The sequence below is a fragment of the Enterobacter wuhouensis genome, from assembly GCF_004331265.1.
GTDB lineage: Bacteria > Pseudomonadota > Gammaproteobacteria > Enterobacterales > Enterobacteriaceae > Enterobacter > Enterobacter wuhouensis.
In genome coordinates this window covers 553,995-571,203 of sequence record NZ_SJOO01000001.1, presented here as the reverse complement: position 1 = coordinate 571,203, position 17,209 = coordinate 553,995, and the positions used below count along the sequence as shown (strand labels likewise).

17 protein-coding genes are annotated in these 17,209 nt (G+C 58.2%); 4 read left to right on the top strand and 13 right to left on the bottom strand.

Going from position 1 to position 17,209, the window contains the following annotated elements; all coding sequences use genetic code 11:
- Positions 1 to 40: 40 nt before the first annotated feature.
- The 10 genes from E0L20_RS02900 to E0L20_RS02855 form a co-directional block, all read right to left on the bottom strand.
- Entirely contained in the window at positions 41 to 418 is a 378-nt protein-coding gene (locus E0L20_RS02900; RefSeq protein ID WP_131632605.1) for a hypothetical protein, read from the bottom strand.
- Between the two features lie 87 nt (positions 419 to 505).
- Positions 506 to 1,075, bottom strand: coding sequence for an RNA polymerase sigma factor (locus E0L20_RS02895; RefSeq protein WP_131632604.1), 570 nt, complete (start codon positions 1,073 to 1,075; stop codon positions 506 to 508).
- Positions 1,072 to 1,491 (bottom strand): hypothetical protein, encoded by a 420-nt coding sequence (locus E0L20_RS02890; protein ID WP_131632603.1) that lies wholly within the window; start codon positions 1,489 to 1,491, stop codon positions 1,072 to 1,074. Before E0L20_RS02890 ends, E0L20_RS02895 begins: the two co-directional genes overlap by 4 nt.
- A 117-nt stretch (positions 1,492 to 1,608) precedes the next feature.
- Positions 1,609 to 2,628 carry a LacI family DNA-binding transcriptional regulator gene (locus E0L20_RS02885; protein ID WP_131632602.1) on the bottom strand — a complete coding sequence of 340 codons (1,020 nt, stop codon included), beginning with the start codon at positions 2,626 to 2,628 and terminating at the stop codon, positions 1,609 to 1,611.
- 28 nt (positions 2,629 to 2,656) lie between these two features.
- The gene (locus tag E0L20_RS02880) at positions 2,657 to 4,063 is read right to left on the bottom strand and encodes a sucrose-6-phosphate hydrolase (protein ID WP_131632601.1); all 1,407 of its coding nucleotides are present in this window, start codon (positions 4,061 to 4,063) and stop codon (positions 2,657 to 2,659) included.
- A complete protein-coding gene (locus E0L20_RS02875; RefSeq protein WP_131632600.1) occupies positions 4,063 to 5,433 on the bottom strand; it encodes a sucrose-specific PTS transporter subunit IIBC in 1,371 nt (456 codons plus the stop codon). Before E0L20_RS02875 ends, E0L20_RS02880 begins: the two co-directional genes overlap by 1 nt.
- Before the next feature lie 67 nt (positions 5,434 to 5,500).
- A complete protein-coding gene (locus E0L20_RS02870) occupies positions 5,501 to 7,018 on the bottom strand; it encodes a carbohydrate porin (protein WP_131632599.1) in 1,518 nt (505 codons plus the stop codon).
- Between the two features lie 171 nt (positions 7,019 to 7,189).
- Positions 7,190 to 8,092: an aminoimidazole riboside kinase gene (locus E0L20_RS02865; protein ID WP_131632598.1), complete on the bottom strand. Its 903-nt coding sequence runs from the start codon at positions 8,090 to 8,092 to the stop codon at positions 7,190 to 7,192.
- An 86-nt stretch (positions 8,093 to 8,178) separates the two neighbouring features.
- Complete coding sequence (locus E0L20_RS02860; protein ID WP_131632597.1) at positions 8,179 to 9,390, bottom strand: diguanylate phosphodiesterase; 1,212 nt, start codon at positions 9,388 to 9,390, stop codon at positions 8,179 to 8,181.
- Between the two features lie 91 nt (positions 9,391 to 9,481).
- Complete coding sequence (locus E0L20_RS02855) at positions 9,482 to 10,966, bottom strand: alpha/beta hydrolase (RefSeq protein ID WP_131632596.1); 1,485 nt, start codon at positions 10,964 to 10,966, stop codon at positions 9,482 to 9,484.
- Positions 10,967 to 11,097: 131 nt separating this feature from the next.
- Here E0L20_RS02855 and E0L20_RS02850 point away from each other — a divergent pair, with 131 nt between their 5' ends.
- Complete coding sequence (locus tag E0L20_RS02850) at positions 11,098 to 12,075, top strand: mannuronate-specific alginate lyase (protein WP_131632595.1); 978 nt, start codon at positions 11,098 to 11,100, stop codon at positions 12,073 to 12,075.
- Here the strand turns inward: E0L20_RS02850 and E0L20_RS02845 are convergent.
- A complete protein-coding gene (locus E0L20_RS02845; protein ID WP_131632594.1) occupies positions 12,072 to 12,821 on the bottom strand; it encodes an SDR family NAD(P)-dependent oxidoreductase in 750 nt (249 codons plus the stop codon). The two genes, E0L20_RS02850 and E0L20_RS02845, sit on opposite strands and share 4 nt — an antisense overlap.
- A 123-nt stretch (positions 12,822 to 12,944) precedes the next feature.
- Between E0L20_RS02845 and E0L20_RS02840 the strand changes: the two genes are divergently transcribed.
- Positions 12,945 to 13,850 (top strand): LysR family transcriptional regulator, encoded by a 906-nt coding sequence (locus E0L20_RS02840; protein WP_131632593.1) that lies wholly within the window; start codon positions 12,945 to 12,947, stop codon positions 13,848 to 13,850.
- 23 nt (positions 13,851 to 13,873) lie between these two features.
- On the opposite strand, the gene E0L20_RS02835 is transcribed toward E0L20_RS02840, so the two are convergent.
- Complete coding sequence (locus E0L20_RS02835) at positions 13,874 to 14,302, bottom strand: OsmC family protein (RefSeq protein WP_131632592.1); 429 nt, start codon at positions 14,300 to 14,302, stop codon at positions 13,874 to 13,876.
- Positions 14,303 to 14,407: 105 nt separating this feature from the next.
- Here E0L20_RS02835 and E0L20_RS02830 point away from each other — a divergent pair, with 105 nt between their 5' ends.
- Positions 14,408 to 15,367, top strand: a complete 960-nt coding sequence (locus tag E0L20_RS02830) for a hypothetical protein (RefSeq protein ID WP_131632591.1) — start codon at positions 14,408 to 14,410, stop codon at positions 15,365 to 15,367.
- A 1-nt stretch (position 15,368) separates the two neighbouring features.
- On the opposite strand, the gene E0L20_RS02825 is transcribed toward E0L20_RS02830, so the two are convergent.
- Complete coding sequence (locus E0L20_RS02825) at positions 15,369 to 16,244, bottom strand: LysR family transcriptional regulator (RefSeq protein WP_207389433.1); 876 nt, start codon at positions 16,242 to 16,244, stop codon at positions 15,369 to 15,371.
- Between the two features lie 111 nt (positions 16,245 to 16,355).
- On the opposite strand from E0L20_RS02825, the gene E0L20_RS02820 reads away from it, so the two are divergent.
- On the top strand, positions 16,356 to 17,207 hold the full coding sequence (locus tag E0L20_RS02820) for a Vmh family MBL fold metallo-hydrolase (protein ID WP_131632589.1): 852 nt from the start codon (positions 16,356 to 16,358) through the stop codon (positions 17,205 to 17,207).
- Positions 17,208 to 17,209 lie beyond the last annotated feature (2 nt).

Here is a 17,209-nt window from a genome sequence, read left to right as displayed (position 1 = left end):
TCCGTGAATAGTGAAAATTATCGCGTGGTGACGATGATTTTCATTCACGGAAAACGCAGTTTTTGAGGTGTATCCTGGGGGGCGGTGCCTGAACGGGTTGTTCCCTGAAAGGCCGGATTTGGGCTTCAGCGAGGAGCGGGATCAGGGCGAGGAAGATAATGATGGCCGCCAGCGCGCCGTCAAAGAACAGCGGCTGAGCGCAAAGCAGCGAGTGAGCGCCTAGCTGACAGGGCGAAGGCCCGGATGGCTCAACATCCCCTTTTTGAACGGGGGCGTCGACAGTCAGGGTCGTTTGCGTCTCCTGCCCCAGTCCCTGTAAAAAATGGTTAAGATAGACCGCACGCTGAACGAGGCAAATCACCATCGCCAGGCACGTGATTATCAAAAGCAATTTTCCAGGAAGCTGACGGTTGCGCATAACGTTCCAGAATTATCAGACGCCCCGATCATAAACGATAGTGATGAATCTACAAGTCCCGGCATTGTAAGGTTTTGTCTGACGTGCTTACTCGCCCGTTAGCGCGTCATACACGTCACGCAGCCGCGTGCGCAGCGAAAGGACCGCTTTATGCTTGCGCGATAGCAACGCCTGCTCGCTGGCGCCCGTTTCCTCCGCCAGCCTTTTAATGCTGAACCCCTGAAGCTCGGTTTTCTCGAAAACCTCGCGCTGGGGCGGCGGAAGCTCGCTCAGGGCCTGCTCCAGTTCCTCCCATTGCAGCGCGTTGAGATACGCCTCATCCGGCGTTTGCGGTACGCCGAACAGCGTTTCGGCTATCTCATCTTCCGCAAAACCCTCTTCATCATCCGCGGTGAAATAGCCGGAGAACGGAACTTCACGCTTTTTCCGCGCCCGGTCGGTCATTTCGTTGCGGGCAGCGCGGAACAGCCACGCGGCGACGTTCTCTACCGGCTGCTCCACTTTCATCAGCTGGTAGGTCACTTCCTGCAGGATATCTTCCGCATCATCGCGGATTGCCGTTCGTCCGCGTATAAAGGCGCTAAGCCGGGAGCGACAGGCGCTGATGGCCGACATGAGCAGGGAGCCACCCGCTTCTCCGGCCTTCACCTCGCTCACTCCGCTTCCGGCGCTTTTGCGGCAGTGTCGTCACGTTTATCGTCCCGATGCCCGTGCCTGCCGCAGTGACCATGCCCGTGACGACCAAACCCTTCGCGCCGCTGCTGCATAAAGGCTTCCCGCTGCTCTGGCGTCATCTTCATCCAGCGCTCATGCATGCGTCGGTGCGCGCCGAACATGCCCGGACGAAATCCGAGGCCGCCGAACAAAATCCGGCTCAGGACCAGAATTCCCAGCGCCTGCCAGAAACCGATGGCCTTCACGCCCAGAATGGCCGGGAGTAAGGCGTTCCACAGGGACATTACCAGCAGGCCCAGCGCGACGAAAATCACCGCGCCAATCACCAGCCCCTTGCCCATACGATGGCGGCCAAACCCGCGTCCGCGTTCTCTTCCGTGCAGAGTGAAATCTCTCATCTTTACCTCGTTTGCTTTCAATGATTATGGCGTGTGATGAGGTAGACGAATGAGAGGGAAAAATATTGCTGAATATGTGCAGTTTTTTTTTGCCGAGTGGCGCTGCGCTTATCCGGCCTACATCCCTGTAGGCTTATACCGCCGCTGCAGGGTCGCATCCAGCTTTCGCTGCAACGGTTCCGGGGATTCACCTTCAATCAGCTTGCCGATCAGATCAAAGCAGTGCCATGCCAGCTGGCGATTATCCTGACGGACTGTATCGACAGGGAGCGTGAGCGAGTCGTAGAGGTAGTGATCGTCAAAACTGGCAAGACGGATATCGCTTTGCAGCAGGTTATGCTGGCCCATATAGCGCAGCACGCCCTCCAGCAGGCCGCAGGCGGCGGTGAAAAGCGCTTTTGGCGGGCGGCCTAAGCGCGCGCAAAGCTCGGCAAACATCTCATATCCTGAGCTTGGGTGGTAACTGCCGTGAATGATCCACTCCGGGCGCAGCTCAACGTTGGCCTCACGCAGGCCTTGCTTAAACCCCTCAAGACGATCGCGCGTCGGTGAAAGGCGCGGCTGGCCGCCGATAAAATAGAACTCATCAGGATGCTGGCGTGCAATGTCAGCCACCAGTGCCGCCGTGGGGGTAATGGAGTCGGTTATGACCAGCGGCAGAGAGCTGTCGTTCATGTGGCGGTCAAACAGAACAACGGGCAACTGTTCGCTCAGCTTTTGATAGTCAGCGTCGCTGAGCATGCTGGAGGCGACAATAAGGCCGTCGACCTGGCGCGCAACCATGTTATTGACCACCACGGTTTCCTGCCCCGGGTTTTCATCGTTGCAGGAGATCAGCAGCTGGACGCCCGCCTCGCGGCAGAGCGTCTCCAGCTCGTGAGAAAAGACGGCGAAACCGTAGTTGGTGATCTCCGGCACCACAAGGCCGACGGTGTGGCTGCGGTTATCCCGCAGCGAGCGGGCGTGTATGCTGGGCTGATAGTGATGCTCTTTCGCAATCGCCAGCACGCGCTCGCGCGTTTCTTCCGCCACCCGAAGCTCTTTGCTGCGTCCGTTCAGTACCAGGCTGGCGGTGGCTTTTGATACCCCCGCCAGCTCCGCGATGTCTTTTATTGTGACGCGTTTTGTTTTTCTCACAACGACTTAGATCCGGCTGCTAAAACCGCTATTCTATCATGCAGCCGCGCAGCGACCAGTATCGTAATGTGATGTCTGACGCACCTTCGAAGCGAACCCGGGCAGGATGGTCAGGAAAATAGCGGCTGCTCATCACCCCTTCGCCGTTATTGATGAAAATTTCAACGCTTGAACGGTCGCAGAGTATGCGCAAACGGTGGACCTCACCCCGCCAGTAGCGCGTCAGGGTTTCACCGGTTTGCAGGCTGGCGCGCTCCAGGCGTAATCCGCCGTCCTCCAGGCAGAGCCATAGTGCTCCGGCAAAATCGACGTTAACGAAAGGCGCGCTCAGCTCAAACTCAAGGCGGGTGGCATCCAGCACCGGCGCAGCGCTGGCATGACCCCGCCACTGATGTTCGGACTCTCGCAGCTGTTCCAGCTCGCGCGCCGGGGTTTGCCACAGCTTGCCGTCGCGGTACCGCAGCACGCGCGGGCAGGTCATCTGGTGGAGCCAGCCGCGCGCGCGCGTTGGCTGCAGCATCTCTTCTCCGTCCGGTACGCCCATCCAGCCAATCAGAATGCGGCGCCCGTCTTCCGCCAGGGTGGTTTGCGGGGCGTAAAACTCGAATCCGGCATCCAGCTCGTGCAGCTCGCCGTGCGAAAACGAAGCCGCCTGATAGTCAAACGCCCCGCTCATCCAGACCGCCGGGTAGGTATTGAGATAGCGATGCGGCTCGCGCGCCAGCCCCTGCGGGCAGCAAATCAAAACGTGCGTCCCGTCGAGGGCAAACAGATCCGGACACTCCCACATATACCCGGCCTGCGCGAGGCCGTTAATCCCATGGCCCGCAATCTCGCCGCAGGAGTGCCAGCGGTGCAAATCGTCAGAGGCGAAGAGCAGCACTTTGCCCCGTTTCTGGAGATCCTGCGCGCCCAGCACCATGTACCAGGTGCCCTCGTGCTTCCAGACCTTCGGGTCGCGAACGTGTCCGGTATAACCCTCTGGCAGCGGCAGCACGGGCCCCCGCTTCGTGAAACTGCCATCTTCATTCTGCACGGCCAGACACTGCCAGGCCGTGCGGCCGCCGTCGTCAAACTTCACGTTGCCGGTATAGCACAGCGTCAGCACGCCGTTGTTATCCACCGCGCTGCCGGAGTAGCACCCGTTGCGGTCATACTCTTCATCGGGCATTAGCGCCATCGGCTCATGCGCCCAGCGTACCAGGTCGGCGGAGCTCCAGTGGCCCCAGCACTTGTAGCGATGGTCACAGCCCAGCGGATTCCATTGATAAAACAGATGATAGCGCCCGGCAAAAAAGATAAAGCCGTTGGGGTCGTTCATCAGCCCCGTCACCGGCGCGGGGTGCCACTGCGGATAATGGCTGTCCGCCAGCGCGCGCGGCTGACCTTTCATGACGGCCTGCAGCACGGCAGGCCAGCGAGACGGTAATAGCATTATTCAGAGTCCGTTTTGTATTTCAGCAGCAGCGAGACGGTAAACGCCACGCCGAAGGCAATGACCATGCCGATAATATAGTTGAGCAGCGAGCTGGCCTGCACGATCGCCATCCCCGGGATAGCGGTCAGCCCTACCGCGGTCATGTAAACGTGGACCGACACCACCCAGGCGCCGCCCACCGCGCCGCCGATCAGCGCGGCGATGAAGGGTTTCACGAAGCGCAGGTTGATACCGAATATCGCCGCTTCGGTGATGCCCAGCATCGCAGAAAACGCCGACGGTAAGGTAATGGCCTTGATCTTCGCATCCTTCGTTTTGAACCATACCGCCAGGCAGGCGCCGCCCTGCGCCACGTTTGCCATCGCCCAGATCGGCAGCAGGAAGTTAACCCCTATGGACGGATTACCCAGCAAACCGGCTTCGATAGCGTGGAAGCTGTGGTGAATACCGGTGATCACAATCACCGAATACAGGCCGCCAAACAGCAGTCCGGCCAGCCAGCCCGCGTGCTCGATTAGCGTACTGAGAATGAACGAGATGCCGTCGCCCAGCGCGCGTCCGGCGGGGCCGATGATCAGCAGCGCGATAAAGCCGGAAATAATGACGGTGAGGAACGGTGTCAAAATCAGATCCAGCGCGTCCGGGATCGCGCGGCGCAGGTTTTTCTCCACGATGCTCATAAACCAGACGGCCAGCAGCACCGGGAATACCGTGCCCTGATAGCCGATCATGGCGATTTCAAGCCCGAAGAAATTCATGGTGTGGAAACCGGAGGCCACGCCCCAGGCGTTGGTCAGCGCCGGGTGGGTTAAGATCCCGCCAAGCGTCGCCCCCAGATACGGGTTACCGCCAAACTCACGCGCCGCGGTGAAGCCAATCAGGATCGGCAGGATGATAAAGGCCGCCGAACTGCACATGTCCAGCATGATGTAGAGCGCGTTATCCGCGTTAACCCAGCCGTAGGTTTTTACCATGCCCAGCAGGCCCATCAGCAAGCCAGAGGCCACAATCGCCGGGATAATCGGCACAAAAATATTGGAGAGCAGACGCGCAATGCGCTGGAACGGGTTCAGCTTCCGCGCCGCGATATTCGCCGCTTCGGACTTGCTGGATTCGCCGATCCCCGCCGCCTGAATGAACGCGGCATAGACCTTATTGACCACGCCCGTGCCGAAAATCACCTGCATCTGTCCGGCATTATGAAAACAGCCCTTTACGCCGTCCACCTTACCGATCGCCTGCCGATCGGCCAGCGCATCGTCAACCAGCACCAGACGCAGACGCGTTGCGCAGTGCGCGGCGCTGGCGATGTTCTCTTTGCCACCGAGCAGTGGAATAAGCTCGCGGGCGATATTATCAAAATCCATAGTAACCTCTGCCTGACTTCATTTTTATGATGTTGAAAACGCCCCCGTCGCGCGGGAGCGTAAAAGGTTAGAACCAGGTTTCCATCTGAACCCCAAAGTTCCATTCCCCGCCAGCGTTGAATCCGCTGCTTCCAAAGGCGTCATCGCTCGCGTAGTTATCCAGTTTGCTGCTCCAGTCCATCCAGGTGGCGAACAGGCGTAGCTCCGGACGGCTAAAGAAGTCGCCGATCTTGCCCGCCTTTAACGTCGGCGCGAAGGTCAGCTTGTAGAAGCTGCCGTTCACGGCATTACGATCCTTGTAGCCTTCCGGGTTTAAGTCCATGTACTGATAGCTGCCCTCAAACGCGAGGGCGAAGTTCTGCGTAACCTCTTTGATGAGGCGGGCGTTGAGCGTGATCCACTCGTAGCTGTCACTCTTGACGTAGCGGTCTTTGCTGCTCTGCGCCAGCACGGCGGGCGCAATGTGCCATCCGCTTCCGAGCGGCGTGACGCCATAACTTGCAAAGCGCCAGGTATCGGCCTCTGACAGCAGCGCGCCGTCCGAACCGATGCTTTTCACCTCTGCCCCCAGCCCGTGGCCGTAGAGCAGCGCCGTTTTGGCAGAACCTTCGCGCAGGCCGTAGAAGCTCTCGTTGTGCAGGCCAACCAGGGCATGAACGCCCTTATTGGCCGCGTCGGTTTTGATCAGATCGCCGCTGCTGTCTTTGCGATCGTCGTTATCTTTTGCCCGCAGGCCGCTCACCATCACCTGCAGCGGTCCGGCGAAGTGGTTCATGCTGAGGATGTAGTTCTGAACGTTATTGTCGATCTCCTCCTCGCTGCCGAAGTTACGGCCATAAATCGAGAAGTTGCTCCGCAGGGCGTCATTCCACTTCACGTCATACACGCCGCCGCCTGTGCCCGCCAGGAACACCACGTCGGAGTCCAGCCAGTGAATATCAAAGTTGTCCCGGTCGAAGCGTTTCCCCGCCCAGAAGGTGCTGCCCTTCAGCGCGCCGCTAAAGTCGGGCAAATTGCCCAGTTCGGCAAAGGCCTGGCGTATATTCAGGTCGCTGCTGTCCGCAGACCAGTCGTTATAGGTTTTCTGCCCATCGGCAAGCATGGCTTTGAAGCGCGTGGTCGCGCCGTTGTCGAGCGTCTGCTTATGCTCCACGTTCAGCTCAACGTAAGTGTCCGCTTCGTTACCCAGACGTCCAACTGCCCCACCGGTCTCCCCGGCAGGCGTCAGGTACGGACCGCTTTTGCTGCTGGACGCCGCGTCGTTCATCAGCAGGCCTGAACGGGCGTAGCCATGGAACTCAAACCCGCTGCTTCGATCCGCTTTCTCCTCAAGCGCGGCGGTACGCTGGGAAACGTCATGCGCGGTGGTTTGCGCCTGCTGCTGAGCCACCACCAGCTGCTGCGTCTTTTGTTCAGCCGCAGCGGCGCGTTTTTCAGCCCGCTGCGCGCGGGTTTCAGCATCCTGCAGACGCTGCTCCAGCGCTGCCAGACGCGATTCGATACTCGTCATATCCGTTTGGGCAAAAACAGAGGTACTTCCGGCCAGCATGCCTATCATCACGGCAAGTCTGCGTTTTTTATACATTTTGTCGCATCCCTTAATAAAGTGTTTATTCTCTGCTAAATTGCTAAACCGGTTTAGGTTGCTGATACTAAACTGATGAATTTTGGATGGGCAACCTATTTTGCTAAACCGATTTAGTAAGTGTGATCGGGGCGACAGTTCAGGCCGCGAATGCGGCCTTGATAAGAGGCGTTAGAGTTCGTGCTGGTACGGCAGCGCGGTCATCGCGCCCTTTGCCGTTGTCGCGAGCGCCCCGCAGCGCTGGGCCAACGCAATAATGGGGGCAACGTCAGCCGTGCCGCTACCGTCGCGTGCCAGGCCGTAAAGAAGCCCGGCGACGAAGGCATCTCCCGCGCCGGTGGTATCGATGCATTCGACTGGTGCAGCGGGGTAATGCGCGATTTTCCCTTCATGCCAGACGCTAACCCCCTCTTTGCCCTGGGTGATCAGCACCAGTCTGGCCCTGCAGATGCTCATCAGGGCCGACAGCCCGTCCTCCACCCGGGCATTGCCGGTGAGAAAAGCCAGCTCTTCAACGGAAAGTTTCACCACGTCCGCACAGGCTAAGGCCATTTCAAGACAGCGGCGCAGTTCGGCATCGTCCTGCCAGAGGTCGGCGCGAATATTGGGGTCAAAACTGACGGAGCCGCCAGCCTGTTTAATCCTCGCCATCGCTTCGAACGTCGCGGAACGGCTGGGCTCGGCGCTTAGCGCAATGGAACAGACGTGCAGCCATTCGCCGGTGTTAAACGGCGGCAGATCGCCGGGCTCCAGGAACAAATCCGCGCTCGGGCGAACCATAAAGGTAAACGAGCGTTCGCCCTGCGCGTCCAGATCGACCACCACCGTTGAGGTGCGATGCGCCGGATCGCGGCGCATCCACTCCATGTCAACCCGCTCGTCCGTGAGGGTTTGCTGCATAAAGCGCCCAAAGGGATCGTCACCCACCCTGCCGATAAACGCGCTTTTGCCGCCCAGACGGGCAATCCCTACCGCCACATTTGCCGGTGCGCCGCCGGGACATTGCAGCAATCTCCCTGCGCCATCGGGCAGTAAATCCACAACCGCATCGCCCAGTACCCAAATTTTTTCCATTTCACCCTCAGCTAAACAATGTTAAACCGTTTTAGCTATTTAAGCACAGGAGTGCAACAGGAGGAAACGTCAGCGCGTGAATTACGCTAGCGCGCCAGGTGCGGCCAGCTGATATCACCCACGCCGTTAAGCTGGGGTCGGGCAAACAAAAAGCCCTGAAAACGGCGAATACCGGCGGACTCCAGCCAACACCACTCCTCAATCTTTTCGATACCTTCCGCCACGAGCGTAATTTCCAGGTCAGTACAGCAGCTCACAATCGACTTCACAATCGCCTGCTTCGGGCCGCTCAGATGGATGTTGCTGATGATTTCCCGGTCAATTTTGATTTTATCCGGCTGGAATTTCGTTAGCAGAGACAGCCCCGCATAGCCGGAACCGAAATCATCAATGGCCAGGCCAACGCCTTCGGCACGCAGCTGTTTGATGGCGCTGTTAAACTTGTTGAAGCCGGAAATCATCTCGTTTTCCGTGACTTCGACGACCACCTGCTCCGGCTGCAGCCCGTTGAGCTTGATCTGTTGAACCAAAAACTCGACGGCACCGGGCACTTTGACCAGCGACATCGGCAGCAAATTAACCGCAATTTTGTGGTCGCCAATCCCCAGCGTTTTCGCCAGGGCAAACGCATAGGCTTTGGTCTTCAAATCGACGTCGTAGATCTTCTCCGGGTCGAGGGTATTAAAGAAATGCTCCGGGCTACCGCCGTCGTTGCCGCGGATCAGCGCCTCAAGGGAGCTGATTTTTCCCTGCGTCGGCTCGACTATCGGCTGGAGGGCAAACTGGCAGGACTGATTGGCGATAAGGCCGACGCCCTCGCCAAAGGGTAAGTTTTCACGCGAGAGTGTCCATTTATTCGCGTCAAACAGCGCAGCGGAGGAAGTAGCTTTTTTTCCGGTGATAAACGTCTGGATAAACTTAAATACCCGATCGTCAGATGTCAGGTAGCTATTGAGCTTGCTGTAGTGAAGAACCGACTGCAAAACCTGTTTTGGTGATTTGACCTGGAGATCGAACAGCAGCATCCCGGCATTCTCAAAACGCCTGCGGGGGCCGTAGTCCCGCATCAGCTCTACCACACCGTAGTGGCGTTTATCATCGCGAATTTTATGAAAAAGCGTAACAACGCTCTCTTCCGAACCTTCGAGAATTTGCAGGATCTCGTGCCCGTTGGAGAGCAAAATACCGGTGATATTGCGTCCCGCATTGCGAAACCTCGCCCGTTCAACCAGCGCACCGAGCTGCGCGGAATCGCAGGAAGAATTTAACTGGCTTCGATAAATTAGAGTAGTCAGCACAGTAACCGGTCCCGATGAGAGAAATGCGCCCGAAAATGATTCTCTAGCATACTCTATGTTTGCTGGCTAATGCATTCATTGCACATATGTTTCACGGCGTTTTTTCACCCTCGATACGCCTGTCGATTCTCTCCTGCATGTAGCTGTAAAACGGATTCGAGGTCACGCGCATCAGCGCGTCTTTTCCGACGCTTAGCACGGACGTCTCTCCCCACAGGGCAATCGTTCCCAGGCTGATGCCGAAGCGATTTTTTTCATCAGGATGGCGACCATACAGATCGTCGTTCGGCGGAAACGGCACCGCCACGTGCGACAGCGAATAAACCTCTTGTGGATAAGAGACCGACAGCGGCACGGTGGTTTCACGCGTACTGCCCGCCGGGGTCGTTTTGGCTACCGTATCGAAGCTGTCGGCGCGGGCGTTCGTCAAAACGGTGACACTGTAACGCCGGGATGCCGCGGGGAGTAATTCTGAGAGCGCGGTCCATGATGACGGCCTGAAGAGCGGCCGGAAGCTCCCGGCCTGATTAATATCAAACACCACCAGTTCGCTGCCGTTGGCCGGAAGCCGATCAAAAAGCTCCGTCACCACCGCGCGGGTGCTGACGGTTGAATCCATAACCGACTGAAACGCCAGCACCGGCGGCAGCCGTGCCAGCGTATTCTCGTGCGCGTCCTGGCTGAGCTGCTGCTGCAGCGCCTGCGTCAACAGCCACGACTGGCGCGCCGCATTGACCGGGAACGAGTTGTACTTATAGGGATTATATTCCGGCGCAATATTGAGCCACGCCGCTTTCGCAAAGGCGGGTAGCAGCGCGGGCAGTCCGGCGAATCCGGCAAAACGCGCGAATGCGGTGACGCCGATCATCGGCGAGAGCAGGACAAGCTGCTGCGGCCTGCGAAGCGTCGACGAATCGAGCGCATCGAGCGCATATTTCATCGCCAGCGCCCCGCCGTTAGAGTAGCCCACCAGATGCAGGGGAACATCCTTACCCGCCAGACGGGTCGCCTCGCGTACGCCAAGCCGCGTCGCCGCCAGCCACATCTCCCAGTCAACGTTCGTCAGGGCACCGGGCGCCGTTCCGTGTCCGGGCAGCCGGGGCACCACGGCCACGAAACCGTGCTGCTGATAATCCAGCGCAATGTGCTTAACGCTGTAGGGCGAATCGGTCAGCCCGTGCAGAAGCACGACCGCCCCGCGCGGCTTGCCGCTGGGCATCAGCACAAAGGAACGGTTGGCGTCGGGCGAAAACTGTCCAGGCCAGACCAGGCTCTGGCGATAGTAGCGGTTCAGCGGCGTACGCTCATCCCGATCCGTTTTTGCCGTTACGTCCGCATCAAGGCTGGAGAAGATCGTATTTTCGCGGGATACATACTGCGCGAAGCTGGCCCGATCCATCTCCTGCACTGACATTTCGTCGGCGCGCCACGTGTGCCACAGGTGCAGTTCTGGCCCCTGCTGCGAGAGATACACCCGCACGGCAAGCAGCACAAGCAGCACAATCCCCAGAACCATCGCGGTTTTCTTTAAGAAAACCATCAGCCGCACGCTGATACGCCAGGGCAGATTTGCCATGCCGCTATCCCTTTCTTATTCACAGTGCTTATATCTTAACAAAAATGTGAAGGCGCTGACCTCTTCACCGAAGCGAAACGGCAGAAAGCGTGACGCTGGCGCGATCTAAGCTGCTGGCGTAAAGTGAACTGATGCGTAGCCTAATACTTCTGCTGTGCTCGCCAGCATACGTCTGTGCAGCGCAGCTCGTTCCCCCGTCTGGTTTTACCCAACCCCTGCCTCACGCTGAGGCGGGTCAATGTCTCGATCTGCCCGCGCCTTATACCTCCCCGCTGGAGTTTCGCAGCAAATACGAGGGCTCGGATAGCGCCCGGGCTACGCTCAATCCGCAGGCTGAGAAAGCATTTCGGGAAGAGACGCAGTCCATAACCGACTTTGAGCGCGGCATATCGCAGATGATCTGGCGATATAAGCGAAGCGGCGATCCCCAAACGCTATCGTGCATTGTCACAGGCTATCAGCGCTGGGCCGATGCGAGCGCGTTAACCTCCCGCAGGGCAAACCATACCGGACGTTCAATGCGCAAATGGGCGCTTGCCACGCTGGCAACCGGCTGGCTGGAGCTGAAGTTTATGCCTGGAAAACCGCTGAAGGCCCCGTTAAGCGTCGACCGGTGGCTGGGGCGGCTTGCAGACCAGACGATTGCAGACTGGGACGGACTGCCGCTGGAAAAAACCAACAACCACAGCTACTGGGCGGCCTGGTCGGTGATGGCGACATCCGTGGCGCTGAATCGACGGGATCTGTTTGACTGGTCGGTGAAAGAGTATCGCATCGCTGCCGGGCAGATCGGCGCAGACGGCACGCTGCCGAACGAGCGTAAACGACGCGCTCGCGCGGTGGCCTATCACAACTACGCTCTGCAGCCACTGGTGATGATAGCGAGCTTTGCGCAGGCAAATCACGTGGATCTCCTTGCGGAAAATAACCATGCACTCCAGCGGCTTGCATCGTATGTTTTGCGTAACGACAGGCAGGATCGCCAGTGGCTTGAGCCGTACTGTACCCTCGTGAAATGTGACAGCGTCACGCAGTCGCTGCGCGACGCCGCTCGTCCTCTGAAAAACCGCCGCCTCGGTGGCGATCTCACCGCGTTATATCAGCCTTAAATTTGCGCCATGCCACCATCGACAAACAGCTCGACGGCGTTGATAAAGCTCGCGGCGTCCGAGGCCAGAAACGCAACCGCTTTACCCACTTCACCCGGCGCGCCCAAGCGGCCCAGCGGCACCTGAGCGGCCAGTGCGTCATACAATCCCTGACGATGCTCTTCCGGCACCAGGTCGCCAAGGCCTGGCGTTTTGATCGGGCCGGGGCTGACCACGTTGACGCGGATGCCGCGCCCCTGTAAATCCAGCGCCCAGGAGCGGGCAAAGTTGCGCACCGCCGCTTTGCTGGCGCTATACACGCTGAAGTTGGCGGTTCCTTTAACGGACACCGTCGATCCGGTCAGGATAATGGACGACCCGGCGGACAGCAGCGGCAGCGCCTTTTGCACCGTGAACAGCACGCCGCGCACGTTGGTGCCAAAAATTCGGTCAAACTGCTCCTCCGTGATGGCCCCTAGCGGCAGCATGTCACCGCCCCCTGCGTTGGCGAAGAGAATATCGAGGCGCCCCTCTTCTTTGGCTATTTGCGCATAGACCCGGTCCAGGTCCGCCAGTTTTGAAACATCAGCACGGATGCCCGCTGCCGCCGGGGAGATTTCCGCTACCGCCGCGTCCAGCTCTGCCTGACGGCGCCCGGTGATATAGACCTTAGCGCCCTGCGCCGCCAGCTCCTGCGCGGTAGCAAGACCAATGCCGGTGCTGCCGCCGGTGACCAGTGCAATTTTTCCTGAAAGCGATGTATTCATGTCGTGTACCTTTTGTCGTGGTTTAGGATGCGTCGGACAGACTGTAGCGCTTGCAGGATTAGTGAAAAATGGGCAAAAATGAAAATGACTATTCACACAGAGAAATAATCAGAGGGGAAACGCGTGGATCAACTTATGGCGATGCGCGCCTTCGCGCGGGTGGTGGAATCAGGGAGCTTTACCCGAGCGGCTGACTCCCTGAACATGCCGATTGCCACGCTTAGCAAGCTGGTAAAATCGCTGGAAGCGCACCTGGAAACCCGCCTCCTGCACCGCACCACGCGCCGCGTCGTCACCACGCTGGAGGGTGAGGAGTATTATGAAAAAGCCTCGCGGGTGCTCATCGATATCGAGGATATTGACACCTCGTTTCGGGCGTCTTGCTGTACGCCAAAGGGCCATTTACGCATTGACGTCGGGGGCTCAACGGCGCGGGACGTGCTGATCCCCCTGCTTCCTGACTTTATGCAGCGTAACCCGGATATCCGCATCGATTTGGGCGTCGCTGACCGACCCGTTGATTTGATTAGCGGCAATGTAGACTGCGTGATCCGCGGGGGCCCGCTGGATGATTCATCGCTCATCGCGCGCCACATTGGCGATGCGGAAATGGTCACCTGCGCCGCGCCGGGGTATCTAAAAAACCACGGCGTACCGGCGTACCCACAGGAGCTGCGCAACGGCCATAAGCTGGTAAGTTATCTTTCGCCCGTGAGCGGCCGAGCCTCTCCGTTCCGCTTCAGGCAAGATGGCGAGGCGCTTGAAATAAGCGTGCCGCACTATCTGGGGGTAAATGAAAGTAATGCGCATCTGGCCGCCGCGCTGGCGGGGCTGGGAATTATTCAGACGTTTGGATATGCGGCGCAGCATCACCTAAAGTCGGGAAGCCTGGTTGAAATCCTGCAGGACTGGCGGCCTAAGGTCTACCCTTTTCACGTGGTCTATCCGCAGAACCGGCATTTGACCCATCGTCTGAGGGTATTTATTGCGTGGCTTGCAGAGGTATTTCCTGTGGGGCTAAAAGGATAGCCGGGCGTTAACCCGGCTCGGGCTTAGTTCAGCTTATAATCCAGCGTAATTTCTGCCTTGAGCAGCTGCGACACCGGGCAACCCGCCTTCGCTTTCTGGATAATGCCGTCAAACTGCTGAGGGTCGATGCCCGGCACCGTTACCTTGCTCTGCAGCGCGACTTTCGTAATCGCAAAACCGCCGTCGGTTTTATCCAGCGACACATCTGCCGTGGTATCAATGGAATCGGCGGTATAACCCGCTTCACCCAGCATGAGCGACAGCGCCATTGAGAAGCAGGCCGCGTGCGCCGCGCCAATCAGCTCTTCCGGGTTAGTGCCTTTTTCACCTTCGAAACGGGTATTAAAGCCGTAGGGTTGTTGGTTAAGAACGCCGCTCTCTGTGGAAACCGTCCCTTTGCCGCGCTTAATGTCGCCAGACCAGTGTGCTGAACCGTGCTTATGAATCGTCATTCTTGCTCTCCTTTTGGCTTACAAAGGGTTAAGTATAGACTACACATCCGACACGCCCCGGAACGCAGAGAAATCTGAGTATCTGATGACATAAAGGACTTGATCATGACCCTGACTATCAGAATGGCCGCTGCCTTAACATCGCTGGTCGTAGCGCTTCCCCTGCTGGCGAAAACGCCCGAGAATTTTATCTATACCAGCTCGGGCGAACTGGACGCCGCCGCTTTGCCGATCTCCCGCAGCGATATAGGCGGAGCGCAGATCGTCTACAGCTGGCGCGCGCTGGAGCCTGAGAAAGACAAATACAATTTTTCGCAAATTGAAGAGGATCTGGCCCGCCTCAAGGCCGCCAACAAAAAGCTCTTCATCCAGATCCAGGATCGTTTTTTCGAACAGGACGCCCGTTACGTTCCTGATTATCTGATGCAGGATGCCCGCTACGGCGGAGGCATTTCGCCGCAGTTTGATAACCCGGGCGAAGGAAAACCGGTGGGCGCAGGCTGGGTGGCGCAACAGTGGAACCCGGCCGTACGCGAACGTTATCAGGCGCTGCTGGCCGCTATCGCCAGGCGTTTTGATGGCGAAGTGTACGGCGTCAACCTGCCGGAAACCGCTATCGACCTTGACGAGAAAAAACCGCCTAAGGGCTTCACCTGCGACAGCTATTTTGCCGGGGAAATGGAAAACCTGGCCTTCGCGCGAAAAGTGTTCACAAAATCCCATGTTGTTCAGTACGTCAACTTCTGGCCGTGCGAATGGAATAATGACCACAACTACATGGGGCGACTGTTTGCCTTTGCCAGCGCCAACAGCATCGGCCTCGGCGGTCCGGATATCGTTCCACACCGCAAGGCGCAGATGAAAAACGCATACCCTCTGTTCAATCACTACAAAGGCAGACTGCCGCTGGTGGCGATGGCCGTTCAGGAGCCGACGTTGACCTACAAAAACCCGAACACGGGCAAACCCTTCACCCGTGACGAGTTTGTGCAGTTCGCCGAGGATTATCTTGGTGCAGACATTATCTTCTGGAGCACGGAAACGCCCTGGCTGGCGGCAAAATAGGTCAGCTCAGGTAACGGGCAATCTCGTCCAAAAGCACGCGCAGCGCTGCGGGCTGGTAGTCGCGGGACTGATAAATGCCATGGATGGCCAGGGGTTTCGGCGTCAGTTGCTCCAGCACGGGAACCAGCAATCCCTGCTCCAGCGCCTGCTGCGCTTCGCGCTCGGGCAGCATCGCAATGCCGCAATCCTTGACCGCCGCATCCATCAGCAGCGAGGAGATACTGGCGCTAAGATTGCCGCTCACCGCGACGCTCAGGCTTTCTCCTTCTGGCGTCAGAAAGTGCCACGACTGACCGGCGAAAAAGCTGTAGTGGAGGCAGTTGTGTCCGGCTAAATCCGCTGGCTGCTGCGGCGTTCCGTGGGTCGCGAGATACTGCGGCGATGCGCACAGTACGGATCGGCACTCCCCCAGACGGCGGGCAATCATCCCCGGCTCGGGGTTATCGGTGATGCGGACGGCGACATCAATGCGCTCCCCGACCAGGCTCACCGGATGGTTGTTCACGTCCAGCTCGATGCGCAGCTGGGGATAGCGCGACAGAAGCTGCGGCAGCACCGGGGCAATCATGTGCATGGCGGTAAAGTGCGCGCAGGCGACCCGCAGCGTCCCGGAAGGTAAATCCTTCGCGGACTGATCTTCAATTTCCTGTGAGATCTGCGAAAGCGTGCGCGTTTTCAACAGCACTTTCTCCCCTGCCGCCGTAAGCGTCAGCTTGCGCGTAGACCGGTTCACCAGCCGCGTGCCCGCCCATTTCTCCATCTGTTCGAGATAGCGGCTGACCATGGGCCGGGAGATCCCCAGCGCTCTCGCCGCGGCGCTTAAGCTCCCCAGCTCGCATATGCGGTTATAGACCTGGGCGGCAATAACGCGATCCATTCTTTGCTCCATTTGCTCGGATTATGAAACTAAGCATGTCTTGTTTCAGGAATTCTGGCAAATGAAGAGATCCGTACAATAGAGACTTTACTGAAGAACAGAGATAATAGAATGAAAATCACCCGCCTTGCTGTGCTGTGCGCCCTTTTCACCCCGGCCGTTTTCGCTGCGCCGTTGACCATTGATACCTATAACCCGCAGGAAAAGGGTATTTTTGCCGTCTCTTCCACGCTGGTTTCAGGCCCAACCGAGGCCGTGCTGTTTGACGCGCAGTTCAGCGTCAAGTACGGCGAAGCGCTGGTGGAGAAAATTCGCCGAAGCGGTAAAACGTTGAACAAGATCGTGATCACGTCCGGCGACCCTGACTTCTATTTCGGGCTGCAGCCGCTGGTGAAGGCTTTCCCGAATGCGAAGGTGGTGGCGACGCAGCAGGTCGTTGACCATATCAACGCCACAAAAGATGCCAAGCTCGCCTTCTGGGGTCCGCAGATGAAGGACGGTGCGCCAACGCAGCTGGTTGTGCCGCAGGTCATCGCCTCCAACACGTTTATGGTGGATGGCGAGAAGGTTGATATCGAGCAGGCAGACAGCTACGCGGCCTACGTGTGGGTCCCATCGGCGAAAACGATCCTCGGCGGGACCGGCGTTTCCTGGGGCATTCACCTGTGGACGGCGGACACGCAAACGCCAGAAAGCCGTAAGCAGTGGCAGGAAACGCTGGATAACATGGCCGCCCATAAGCCAGAGCGCGTTATTCCAGGGCATTACCTCGGAACCCCTCCTGCGGGAACGGGCGCTATCGACTTTACCCGCCAGTATCTGCAGCAGTTTGACGTGGCGTTATCGAAGCATAAAGATTCGGCTGGCGTCATCAGCGCGATGAAAAAACAGTGGCCGAACCTGGCTGAGGACAGCTCGCTGGAACTGAGCGCCAAAGTCAATACCGGCGAAATGAAGTGGTAATA